Annotated in this window: 9 protein-coding genes; 7 read left to right on the top strand and 2 right to left on the bottom strand. The window is 39.9% G+C overall.

Annotated features, from left to right (window positions below):
- Positions 1 to 258: 258 nt before the first annotated feature.
- Positions 259 to 1,170, bottom strand: a complete 912-nt coding sequence (locus ACFPRA_RS17590) for a helix-turn-helix domain-containing protein (RefSeq protein ID WP_381437565.1) — start codon at positions 1,168 to 1,170, stop codon at positions 259 to 261.
- A 180-nt stretch (positions 1,171 to 1,350) separates the two neighbouring features.
- Here ACFPRA_RS17590 and ACFPRA_RS17585 point away from each other — a divergent pair, with 180 nt between their 5' ends.
- The 4 genes from ACFPRA_RS17585 (at position 1,351) to ACFPRA_RS17570 (ending at position 5,705) form a co-directional block, all read left to right on the top strand.
- Complete coding sequence (locus tag ACFPRA_RS17585; RefSeq protein WP_381437563.1) at positions 1,351 to 2,379, top strand: NAD(P)/FAD-dependent oxidoreductase; 1,029 nt, start codon at positions 1,351 to 1,353, stop codon at positions 2,377 to 2,379.
- Positions 2,380 to 2,422: 43 nt separating this feature from the next.
- The gene (locus ACFPRA_RS17580; RefSeq protein ID WP_381437560.1) at positions 2,423 to 2,665 is read left to right on the top strand and encodes a ferredoxin; all 243 of its coding nucleotides are present in this window, start codon (positions 2,423 to 2,425) and stop codon (positions 2,663 to 2,665) included.
- 413 nt (positions 2,666 to 3,078) lie between these two features.
- On the top strand, positions 3,079 to 4,146 hold the full coding sequence (locus ACFPRA_RS17575; protein ID WP_381437558.1) for a TRAP transporter substrate-binding protein: 1,068 nt from the start codon (positions 3,079 to 3,081) through the stop codon (positions 4,144 to 4,146).
- Between the two features lie 428 nt (positions 4,147 to 4,574).
- Complete coding sequence (locus ACFPRA_RS17570) at positions 4,575 to 5,705, top strand: class II histone deacetylase (RefSeq protein WP_381437555.1); 1,131 nt, start codon at positions 4,575 to 4,577, stop codon at positions 5,703 to 5,705.
- 46 nt (positions 5,706 to 5,751) lie between these two features.
- Here ACFPRA_RS17570 and ACFPRA_RS17565 read toward each other — a convergent pair whose 3' ends face one another.
- Complete coding sequence (locus ACFPRA_RS17565) at positions 5,752 to 7,353, bottom strand: sigma-54-dependent Fis family transcriptional regulator (RefSeq protein WP_381437553.1); 1,602 nt, start codon at positions 7,351 to 7,353, stop codon at positions 5,752 to 5,754.
- A gap of 267 nt (positions 7,354 to 7,620) precedes the next feature.
- On the opposite strand from ACFPRA_RS17565, the gene ACFPRA_RS17560 reads away from it, so the two are divergent.
- The 3 genes from ACFPRA_RS17560 (at position 7,621) to ACFPRA_RS17550 (ending at position 11,821) form a co-directional block, all read left to right on the top strand.
- Complete coding sequence (locus tag ACFPRA_RS17560; protein ID WP_381437550.1) at positions 7,621 to 8,874, top strand: MFS transporter; 1,254 nt, start codon at positions 7,621 to 7,623, stop codon at positions 8,872 to 8,874.
- A 184-nt stretch (positions 8,875 to 9,058) separates the two neighbouring features.
- On the top strand, positions 9,059 to 10,579 hold the full coding sequence (locus tag ACFPRA_RS17555) for an aldehyde dehydrogenase family protein (RefSeq protein ID WP_381437548.1): 1,521 nt from the start codon (positions 9,059 to 9,061) through the stop codon (positions 10,577 to 10,579).
- 54 nt (positions 10,580 to 10,633) lie between these two features.
- Positions 10,634 to 11,821, top strand: coding sequence for an iron-containing alcohol dehydrogenase (locus tag ACFPRA_RS17550; protein ID WP_381437546.1), 1,188 nt, complete (start codon positions 10,634 to 10,636; stop codon positions 11,819 to 11,821).
- Positions 11,822 to 12,129: the final 308 nt, after the last annotated feature.

Below are 12,129 nucleotides of genomic sequence, written 5' to 3'. Positions count from 1 at the left end.
CTTTACTATATAAAAAATAGTAGTGCGAACCAATGCCTTGGTTTGCACTACTAATCTTAGTATGTTTTATTTAAGAGAAGTAGAAGTTCAGAGCCGAATACTGAAGAAATATTTGGAGAACGAGAAGATATTTTGAGAAAGGTTAATGGGGAATGGAAAATTGCTTCGCGTACTGTTAAAGCCGATCAATCAGTCTTAACGGTTATGAATTTAGCAATGTTTTTATGAAAAAAGGGAGAAAATCCTCCCTATATTCTTTTAGATAAAATGGCCATTTTGTCGGTATTTTGTTGGACTGACCCCGGTAGCTCGGCGAAAAGCTCTGCTCAACTGGCTTTGATCCTCAAAGCCTATTTTCTCTGAAATTTCTTTTAATGAAAGATTGGTGGTTAGCAGGAATTCACGTACCTTTTTTAATCTGGTATTTCTGACGTATTCCATAGGCGCCATTTTCACATTTTGGCGAAATAGAAGACTTAAGTGACTTTCACTTAAGAAAACCTCATCAGCAAGTGTTTTTAAATTTAGTTTTTCAGCTAAGTTATTTTCAATAAAAGTAAAAAGATGTTGGAGACGCGAATCAAACGTGAGAAATAACTCAGTTGCACGAGGTCGCAACAATGTGAAGACTTCTACAAACCAGTCAATCGTTAGTGCATTAAATCGTAAAAGTTCAATCGTCTGGTCTAGGCCAAAGTGTAATTCTCCATTAGTAGGAGAAAAGGGGTTTTTAATATTAGGCGTCCATTCATCTATAAGTCGTCTCCATAAAGCGATTAATAGCGTTTCTTTGGCCGCCGCGTCGATGAGGTTGGTTACGACCGGAAAATCATATAAGGTCATTAAATTAAAGGGTCCAAGTTTGTTTTCTACGGCTATTTCCAAATGGTGCATAGGCATTCCATTTTCAGATTCTACAATTTTAAAAGATGTTTGGGAAGGAAATACGACGAAATCACCTGTTTGAACACTATATTCCACATCATTAATGAAAATGGATTTCTCGCCAGAAATCACATACCAAAAGACGTCATAAGGACGGTCAACCTTATCAATATGCCAATCGGCTGATCGAGTATTTTCAGCGATTCGGTGTATGCGAAAGTAAATTTGGTTCAGCTCGTTTTGTGATTTGATCTCATTTTTAAAATCAGTTGTCTGTAAAGTCAATTAGATCACATCTTTCATAAATGATGATAGAAAATAGTGTCTACTTTCAAACGGATGATTATCTGTGTAACCTAAAAAGACATATTTTATTATATATGAACATAATACAACGAAAATAGCGAATTAACAAAAAGAAAATTCGGAATTATGGTTATTGGAACGCGGAAAGGGGATTGTAAGGTGACTCAAAGTGAAAAAATTTCTGATCTCATTGTGATTGGCGGAGGACCGGCTGGTTTATTTACCGCGTTTTATGCTGGGATGAGGCAGATGTCTGTGAAAATCATTGAAAGTCTTCCACAGTTAGGAGGACAGTTAGCAGCCTTATATCCAGAGAAATTTATTTATGACATTGCTGGTTTTCCGAAAGTGCGAGCCCAAGAATTGGTTGATAATCTAAAAAGTCAAATGGAAGAATTTGAACCGGTTATCTGTCTTGAGCAATCGGTAGAAAAAGTGGAAAAGCAAGCAGATGGGCTATTTAAAGTGCAGACAAACAATCAACAAATCCATTATGCCAAAACAATTATCATTACTGCCGGGAGTGGGGCATTTCAACCAAGGAGGATCCAAATAGAGGATGCGGAAAAGTATGAGAAGAAAAATCTTCATTATTTTATCAACGACTTAAACAAGTTCAAAGACAAACGAGTAGCCCTATTTGGCGGTGGCGATTCAGCGGTTGATTGGGCATTAATGTTAGAGCCTATCGCCAAAGAAGTGACAATCGTGCATAGGAGAGACAAATTTCGGGCCCATGAGCATAGTGTTGAAAAACTGAAAAGCTCCACAGTTACAATGTTGACGCCATTCATTCCGGTAGAGTTGATTGGTAATGAAAGAATTGAACAAGTCGTTTTAGAAAAAGTGAAAGGCACAGAAATGAAAACGCTAGAAGTGGATGAGGTCGTTGTGAATTATGGCTTTATATCATCGCTCGGACCGATTCAAGAATGGGACTTGGAAATTGAAAAAAATTCGATTGTTGTGAATCATAAAATGGAAACGAATATCAAGGGCATGTATGCAGTAGGAGATATTTGCTCTTACAAGGGGAAAATTAAGTTAATCGCAACTGGATTTGGAGAAGCTCCTGTAGCGGTCAGTCATGCAAAGATCCATATTGACCCTACATCCCGGTTACAACCGCTTCATAGCACTAGCATTATGGGTGATAAAGAGCCTATAACAATAGGAGTGTCACGTTAAATAGGAAAAGTTGTGAACCAATTTATTTTTGGAGGCGATGATAATGTCAAAATATACGATTGTTAATAAAGAGACATGTATTGCTTGTGGGACATGTGAATCCATTGCGCCTGATATCTTCGCATATGATGAAGAAGGAATTTCTTATGTAATTTTAGATGATAATAAAGGGATTGCGGAAGTGCCTGAGGAATTCGTGGAGGATTTGGAAGATGCGGAGGAAGCATGCCCATCTGAGTCGATTAAAGTAGGTACGTGCCCATTTTCGGAACTGGCACTAGGATAGCTTGGATATAAATAAAAGTTTATTATCGTAACAACGATTTTTGCCCATTTCATTAATTATTTGTTTATTGGAATTAGGCTTTTGGGGATCTATCAGTATTGGTACGTTGATAGGCCCTTATCGTTTTTGGAAGATAGCCGGGATTCTCATGATTTGATTACAGTTCCCTTTAAGAAACTGGATTTCTACATCGAACTAAGAAAGTGACTAGAAAATTACATCAGTATTTAATTCTAGGGTTGGTAATTGACTGAAAGAACAGTAGAGTGACCTATACAAAAGATTTAACACCCCATTTGTCGCTAATTCCCTAAATGAAAAAGTTGAACCTACGGAATATTCTCTGAAATTCGCTTGTTGACATATACAAAATAATATATGATTAGATTTATAAAATTTTAGGGGGAGAAAATGTGAAAGTACAGTTTCGTGAAAAAAGGAAACCTATTTTCCTTTTACTTATCATTCTAGCAATGGGCATGGTATTGGCAGCATGTAGTAGCGATGATCCAAAACCTAAAGCGAGTTCAGGATCTGCAACTGATATTGCGTTAGACTTGTCCCATGTTTGGCCGCCAAGTCACGCTCAAGAAACGGTTACGGTAAAGGAGTTAATTGCAGATGTTGAAGAAGCAACGAATGGACAGGTAAAAATTACATCTTATCCTGGGGCATCATTAGCGGCTTCGGATGGGCAGTTTGATGCTGCAGCTACAGGAGCCGTTGATATTGGATTTAGTGTAAATAGTTATAACCCAAACCAATTTCCACTTACTTCAGTTATGGAGCTTCCATTTATGAGTGATGAAGGGGAACATGGAGCAAAAGTCTTATGGCAGTTGTATGAAGAATTTCCAGAGTTTGAAGAGGAATATGCTGGAACCGTTCCTTTATGGCTATTCACTTCCGACCCTGGTCAAATATTTACAGTTGGAAAGCCAGTGAAAAGTCTTGAAGATCTAAAAGGAATGAGAATTCGATCCCCATCCGCGGAAACGAATGAGTGGCTGACAGCGATTGGTGCTACACCAGTTTCTATGCCGATGAACGAAACCTATGAGGCGCTTGAGAGAGGGGTTGTCGATGGAACGATTGCTCCGTGGGAAGCATTGCTTGGTCATAGTTTAATAGACGTGATTGACTATGCAACGGTCGGTAATTTTTATTCGACGACTTTTTATGCAACGATGAATGAAAAAAGTTGGGCTTCGCTCGGTGAAGAAAACCAAGCCGCAATTCAAGAGTTAACGGGTGAAAAATTGTCGATGAAAGCAGCGGCACTTCACGATCAATCTGGAAGAGAGGCTGTGGAGCAAGCGAAAGAAAAAGGCGTTGAAATTTACGAGTTAAGTGAAGAAGAACTAGATGAATGGAAAGTCCTTATTAATCCGACAATTGAAAAATGGATCAAAAAAGTAGAAGGAAGGGGCTTGCCAGGACAAGCAATTTATGATCGTGCAGTAGAATTAAGTGCACAGTAAGTTGTCATATGAAAAGGTATTTTGCATAAACATAACGTTTTAACTGATACTCCCATGACTAAAGCCGCGCTATGTCCATTTACAGAAACGGCTGTTAGTTAAGTCAAGCCATGATAGATATGATTAGTTAAAAAGTAAGCTCCTTTTGATCATGTAGGGAACGGATTGAGTGGCTGTTACCTTCTCTAAGAAAAGGAGCTTTTATTTTTGATGACAATTTACTGATTATTTTGTAAGAAAGCAGTAAGTTGATTAGGATAGTATTTTTCTTAAGTTGAATGTTCAAAACATCAGTGGATTGAAGTTTCCGGTGAATGCATATGGTTCATACTGCCGATTCACCAAGGAATAATAATACCTGGATTATTCAATCAAACTGTTGTGGGTTGGACTGCTAACAACTAATAGCACAGACGGGGGAGATTACAATGGGAGCAAAAACAGGATTTATTTACGATGAAAGTTATTTTTGGCATGATACAGGAAATGGAGCATTGTTTCTTCCACCAGGCGGTTGGATTGAAGCGGATGAACATGGCGAAAGCCCAAAAAGTAAGAGACGCGTCAAGAACCTATTGGAAAGAACAGGATTTATCGATGAATTAAAGGTGATAAAACCACGTACAGCTACGAAAGAGGAAATTGAATTAAATCACGACACTTCTTATATTGAAAGAGTTGAGCGATTGAGTAATACGACCGGAGGAGATGCGGGGGATTTGGCGCTAGTGGGGGCAGGTTCCTATGAAATCGCCTTATTATCTGCTGGTGGTGCACTAACAGGGATTGATGCAGTGATGGAAGGGAAGGTTGAGAATGTCTACGCCCTTACAAGACCGCCTGGACATCATGCTGAGAGAGAAAAAGGGATCGGATTTTGCTTATTTAATAACTTAGCAATTGCCGCGAGATATGCGCGAGAAAAATATGGATTGAAGCGGATTATGATTTTAGATTGGGATGTCCATCACGGGAATGGGACGGAAAATTCATTTTATGATGACCCTGAAATCTTGTCCATTTCAATCCATCAAGAAGGGAATTTTCCGCCAAATACGGGATATTCCGAAAAGGTCGGGGAAGGCAAAGGCGCGGGATACAACGTAAATATTCCTTTACCAGCCGGAACTGGAAATGCCGGGTACCTTTACACTTTAGAAAATGTCGTCGTTCCTATCGCGGAACAATTTAAACCCGAAATTATTATTGTTGCGGCCGGTCAAGATGCGAACGTATTTGACCCCCTATCTCATATGTTGGTGACTGCAGATGGATATGGTGAAATGGCCAAGGCTGTAAAAAGTCTGGCTGAACGATTGTGTGAAGGACGCTTGGTGGTTTGTCACGAAGGTGGTTATAGTGCTGCATATGTACCGTTTTGTACGTTGAGAATTATTGAATCTTTAAGTGGATTGCAAAGCAAAGTGACAGAAGATCCATTCCAGGGATCTACACAAGGGCTTCCAACGAATATTTTAGCAGACCATCAAAAGGAAGCGGTGAATCGGGTAATCAAAGTACAGTCTCAATTTTGGAATTTTGAAGTAGTGTATAAATAAAGAGTGGCGACTTACCGTGTAAATTTAAATGGTAAGTCGCTATTTTTTATGTTTTTTTACTTTTTAATTCTTCATAAAGTTTCATTTTCCGATAGATTGTATGTCTTGTTATCCCTAATTGATTGGCTGCTTGCGTCATGTTTCCATTATTTCTTTCTAACGCCTGTTTGATCAGCATTTTCTCCACTTCTTCCAATGTTTGGATTGGATATTCCGGTTCAATATACTTGGAAGGAGTAGATGTTTTTTTCGTTTGATTTAATTGTAGGTGCCATGGCTCAATCACCTTGCCATCCGTTAGAAAACATGCCTGTGTAATGACATTTTTTAATTCACGGATATTACCAGGCCAGGAATAGGATTGAATCACCTCAACTGTTCTTTTGGAAAATTGCATCCCGGTAGTAGTTAGCTCATTTAACAATGCCTCAGCAAGTTCTAGTATATCTTTACGCATTCTCAAAGGAGGTAAAAGTAAATTTATTTCATTCAGTCGATAATATAAATCTTCCCTAAATCTGCCATCCTCAATTTCCTTAAGCAAATTTTTGTTTGTGGCGGAAATAACCCGAACATCAATTGGAATTGGAACATGATCTCCGATTGGGACAACTTCACGTTCTTGCAGTACGCGAAGCAAGGAACTTTGAGCTTGTAAGGACATATCCCCGATCTCATCTAGAAAGATTGTTCCTTTATTTGCCGCTCGAAACTTTCCAATGCTCCCAGAATGACTAGCGCCTGTAAACGCGCCTTTTTTATAGCCGAATAACTCACTTTCAATTAAGTTTTCAGGAATTGCACTACAATTTACAGCAACAAAAGGTCCGCCAGCGCGAGAACTTTCCGCATGAATCGATTGAGCAAATACTTCCTTACCTGTTCCACTTTCACCATTTACAAATATGGATAAATCCGTATGAGCTGCTTTCTTAGATAGTTGAATAGCACGATGGATAGCTGGACAAGTATCGCTGATTTGATCGAAGTTATATTTTACAGATGATGACTGAATAGGCGGATCTAGAAGATAGGATTTGTTATATTTTTGTACCTCATTTAACAAACTCTTATTTTCTATTTCTAATTTTTTTGTAAAGACTGTATTTGTAATGGCTTTTGCAGCGAGAGTTGCCACTGTTAGAGGATAGTTATTCACCTCATTTTTTGTTGTGCTATAGTTTACAATCGCTACCATGTTTCCGTTGTTATCGAAGATCGGACTAGAAGAGCAGATGAGCATTTCTTTATCTAAAAAAAAGTGTTCCCTGCCTATGAGAGTGATAGGTTTTTGATGTTCAATGCTAAAGCTAATGGCGCTCGTCCCCTGGTAAGGTTCTCCCCATTGCGATCCGATGACTAATTGGTTATTATGCTGGATCTCGGTCTGTTGGTGAGAGTACATTAGACATCCCTGTGCGTCAAAAAGATCTATATTATAGGGATATCCTTTTAGCGATTGACCGATATGTTGAAATACAAGTTTGGCAGATTCAATCAGTAGCTGATTTTTTTTTAATACTTCATCTAAGTGCTTCCTTGTAAGTAAATTTACAATTGAATTCCCACTCCGGTCCAAACCACGTGATTGACAGCGCTTCCAAGAAATTTCAAGCAATCTCCTTTTTTCACCATCAGCAATATGCATATTTCCCCAATCCTCCTCAAGCTAACGAATCTTATATATTATTATATATTATTTTATCATTAGAAGAATAAAATACAACACAACTTTACAGAATTTTCGATTTACCGCAGTTGCAAAAAGAGACACTTGTTATATCTCTCTACAACGGATTGGAATAAATTTAAACACAAATCATGGAAAAAAGAAAATAGTTATTGAAAATTAAAGCTTTTAATATTGGCACACTATTTGCAGTAGAAAATATTAAATAAAAAGGAGGTTGTTAGAATGGAGAGTCTTGGTAGTCATTCCCGGTCTTACGAGTGGGAAATTGTGGTGATTATCTTTTTGACATGGGGGTTTGTGTTCTTAGATCGAACAGCGATTTCTTATATTCTCCCAGTACTCGTCGATGAAATGGATCTAACTGCAGGACAAGTCGGGAAAATAAATATGTGGCAAACCATTGGCTATGCCCTTGCCGGACCAATCATTGGAATCATATCTGATCGAACCGGAAAAAGAAAATCGTTGCTTATCGCAATGGTTATTGCAACGGCTATTTTTTCAGCGTTATCCGCATTTGCAAATTCGTATGGTGCCTTGCTGGTCATCCGATTTCTAGTAGGTGCAGCGGAAGGACCAATTTTACCATTGGCTGTGACATTAGTGGCTGCGGCTTCATCAACAGGTCGGTTTGGAAGGAATGTTGGGATTGTTAATGCTGGAGTTGCCGTCATTTCAGGAACGCTCGGTCCGACGTTAACAACACAATTAGTTGCCATCACGAATTGGCATTTAGCTTTCGTCATTGTCAGTCTCCCGAGTTTTATTTTAGCCTTAATCATTTGGAAAGTGGCTATTGAAGTACCTGTTCCAAACGTACAGGCATCAATAATAAAAGAAGAGAAGAAGGTTAGTTTACTGGAAGTCTTAAAGTATCGAAATGTTGTAGTCAGTATCTTCATATCCATCAGCATGATGGCAGGTTTTTGGATTCTTATCGTATTTGCTCCGCTCTATTTAACGACAGTCGGGAATCTTTCGATGAAAAATATGGGATTCGTCATTTCGACCATGGGAATCGTTACGATTTGCACGAGCATTCTTGTTCCGTTGTTTTCGGATAAATTTGGAAGAAAACCGGCATTAATAATATTTGCTTCATTAGCTGGATTTGCTCCCTTAGGTTTGTTTCTATTTCCCGGCGGAGTGATTGGAAACGTTGCAATGATTTTATGTGGGGGTCTGTTCGGTGCTATAGCCCCAATCTATATGAATATTATCCCCGAAGAAACGATGCCGCCACATTTACGGGCGACAACAAGTGCTTTAATCATCGGAATCGGAGAAATTTTCGGCGCTGCATTTGTCGTAGGGGGAGCGGGTACAATTGCAGATTTCTACGGGTTGCCAATCGTTATGATTATCGCTGCTGCAGCTGGACTACTTATCGCATTACTAGGGTTTGGCCTGATTGAGACCAATCCGCGTAAAAAACAGAAAGCTGCCACTATTGAAAGTGAAGCTGTTATTTCATGACAGATTACTAATTGTGTAGCAAAAAGTTACATTGTACCTTTTTGCTACGCAAGAAATGGATAATTTAGTTACAACCCTGTTGGTGCACTATTTAGAAGGCTTGGAATATAGACTTTAAAATAGTGGCATGGTTCTTGCATTTTAAATGCTTGTGAGTAAAAAATTTAATTGTGGGGGAATAGACATGACAAAAATTAGTGGAGAAACTACAGTTAGAAATCAGGGATCGCCAATCAACAAAACGTACCAACTGTTTATTGATGGGCAATGGGTAGATGCTTTAAGTGGAAAAACTTTCAAATCCTACAATCCTGCGACTGGTGAATTGAATGCAGTCGTCGCGGAGGCAGGCACTGAAGATGTAGATCTCGCAGTGAAAGCGGCTAGAAAAGCGTTCGAATCAGGTCCATGGGCAACGATGTCGCCAAGTGATCGGGGGCGTTTATTAAATAAGGTAGCACAAGCGTTATGGAGTAAAGTCGATTTTCTTGCTGAAGTAGAAACGAGAGATAACGGATTACCGATCAACGAAACGAAACATATCGCAATCCCCGGTACAATTGATGTACTTGAATTTTACGCTGGATTAGCCAATAAAGTGCAGGGAGAGACATTATCCTCTCCGCAAGACCGTTTAAATTATACGTTAAAAGAGCCGCTTGGTGTAATTGGGGCAATTATTCCATGGAATTTCCCGTTGATGTTGACGATGTGGAAACTAGCTCCCGCTTTAGCGACAGGTAACACAATAGTTATTAAACCAGCAGAAGAAACGCCGATTAGTACATTAGAATTGGTTAAAATATTCCAGGAAGCGGGAATTCCGGACGGAGTCATTAACGTTGTGCCGGGGTATGGAAAAGTGGCCGGAGATGCGCTTGCCAACCATGCCGATGTGGATAAAGTTGCGTTTACAGGGTCTACGGACACGGGGCGCATCATCATGCAGGCAGCCGGTAAAAATTTGAAACCTGTAAGTTTGGAATTAGGCGGCAAATCACCTAATATCGTCTTCGATGATGCGAATGTTGAGAACGCTGTCAATGGTTCTTTGTTTGGCATTTATTTTGGACAAGGCCAAGTTTGCGCATCAGGAACAAGGTTATTTGTTCAAGAAGGCATTTATGATGAATTTATGGAAAAATTCGTAGAAAAAGCGAAGAAAATTCGCGTCGGTAATCCAAGTGACGAAGCCACGCAAATGGGGCCGCAAGTTTCACTTAAACAATTAGAACGAATTGAGAAATATGTGGAGATCGGGATAAAAGAAGGCGCGGAGCTTCTAACTGGTGGGACAAGAACGACAGACGTTGGGGAAGGACATTTCTTTACGCCGACAATATTTGGGAATGTTACAAACGATATGACGATTGCAAGGGAAGAAATTTTCGGACCTGTGTTGTCTGTCATTAAGTTTAAAGATGAAGCGGATGTGCTAGAAAAAGCGAACGATACAATCTATGGATTAGCGGCGGGCGTTTGGACGGAGAATTTAAAACGTGGGCATCGCATGGCGAAAAAGCTAAAGGCCGGTACGGTCTATATTAATACATTTAGTATGTTAGATAGCGTAGCGCCATTTGGCGGGACGAAACAAAGTGGATTTGGACGAGAACTAGGCATGCAAGCATTAGACATGTTCACAGAAACAAAGCATGTTTGGGTTGATTTAAATGAAGAACATTTTAATTGGTACGGCGTATAAACGAAGCATCATCCAACTACATGTACGACAACAATAAAAACAGGGGGCTATATAATGCAATTTGAATTTGGAATTCCAAGTCAAGTTAGTTTTGGAGCTGGCAGTGCTAAAAAAATTGGGGAAGTATTAAAAGGGATACAAGCAAAAAAAGTTTTATGTGTGTATGACCAAGGCGTTAAACAAGCCGGTATTGTTGAGCATGTTTTGGCTTATTTAAAAGAGAGCAATATTGAAGCGGTAGAATTTTCTAAAGTAGTACCGAATCCTCCTGATACGATTTTGGAAGAAGGCGCAAATTTAGCAAAAAAAGAGGAAGTGGATGCGATTGTAGCTGTGGGGGGCGGAAGCCCAATTGATGCAGCAAAAGCGATTAATATCTTAGTAACCAATCCAGGCCCGATCCACCAATATGAAGGCGTCAATTTAGTGATTAACCCGACAAAACCGTTAATTGCCATTCCGACAACAGCTGGTACCGGGAGCGAAGTCACAGGTGTGACCGTCATTACTGATACTACTGGTGACAAGAAAATGGTAATCGCTGGCCGCCATTGTGGTGCAGATGTTGCACTTTTGGATCCTGAACTGACGGTTGCATTACCACCTGCAGTTACGGCAGCAACAGGAATGGATGCACTTACCCATGCGATTGAATCCTATGTATCAAAATTTTCGTCTGTTCCTACTGAAGTGAACGCTTTAAAGGCGATTGAATTGATCGCTAACAATTTAGAAGAAGCTTATAACAACGGAAGCAATATCGAAGCGCGTACCAATATGCTACTGGGTAGTTTACTGGCGGGTTATGCCTTCAATTCTTCTTTCCTAGGACTTGTACACGGCATTGCTCACCCGCTTAGTGTCTACTGTGGCCTCCCGCACGGAATCGCAAATGCGTCTACGTTACCTTATGTAATGGCATTTAATGCGGAAGAACCATCTGTCCAAAAACGATTTAAGGACATTGCGATTGCAATGGAGATTAATGTTGCGGGGCTTTCTGATGCCGAAGCTTCAGATAAAACAATTGATGCAATCAAAGTGTTATCTGAAAAAGTTAACATTCCCACATTAAGTGAAGCTGGCGTTCAGCGTGAACAATTTGAAGTGCTTGCCGAGGCTACTTTGAAGGAAGAGATCAGTATAGTGGCAAATCCAAAAGCAGTGACGAAAGAAGATGTCCTTGCTATTCTCGAGATTGCTTTTGTAGGTGAGGACATCAAGAAAGGTAATTTAGTTTAACTTGCTTTAGCAAATGTTTTTGTACTGAAAGCGAAGCGTCAGCTACAAAAGTCCGCCACTTCTATAAGTGGCGGGATGAATGCCAGAAAGCATTTCAATCAGAGGGAGTCCAAACTCCTTGCTGATTAGAGGAACTCAGGCTAAATTCACCGCGTCCTGCGGCAACGCCTGAGTGACCAACGTCCTGTTGGCCCAAGCCTCCGGCGGATGTCACGGATTTTGAAAGGAGTCAATTGCGAATCGAACGGCGAAGGGTTCGATTTGCCTTAATTTCTGTGTTCTTTGCAGAAATTAAGGCACCAGCCATT

The organism is Sporosarcina soli (assembly GCF_042655805.1).
GTDB lineage: Bacteria > Bacillota > Bacilli > Bacillales_A > Planococcaceae > Sporosarcina > Sporosarcina soli.
Note: the sequence above shows the minus strand (reverse complement) of the source record. Positions and strands in the feature narration are given on the sequence as shown.

What these genes read in the sequence shown, in the direction of transcription:
- ACFPRA_RS17550 (WP_381437546.1), top strand. Translation starts at nt 10,634, where the DNA reads ATGCAATTTGAATTTGGAATTCCAAGTCAAGTTAGTTTTGGAGCTGGC.
- ACFPRA_RS17555 (WP_381437548.1), top strand. Translation starts at nt 9,059, where the DNA reads ATGACAAAAATTAGTGGAGAAACTACAGTTAGAAATCAGGGATCGCCA.
- ACFPRA_RS17565 (WP_381437553.1), bottom strand. Translation starts at nt 7,353, where the DNA reads ATGCATATTGCTGATGGTGAAAAAAGGAGATTGCTTGAAATTTCTTGG.
- ACFPRA_RS17580 (WP_381437560.1), top strand. Translation starts at nt 2,423, where the DNA reads ATGTCAAAATATACGATTGTTAATAAAGAGACATGTATTGCTTGTGGG.
- ACFPRA_RS17570 (WP_381437555.1), top strand. Translation starts at nt 4,575, where the DNA reads ATGGGAGCAAAAACAGGATTTATTTACGATGAAAGTTATTTTTGGCAT.
- ACFPRA_RS17560 (WP_381437550.1), top strand. Translation starts at nt 7,621, where the DNA reads ATGGAGAGTCTTGGTAGTCATTCCCGGTCTTACGAGTGGGAAATTGTG.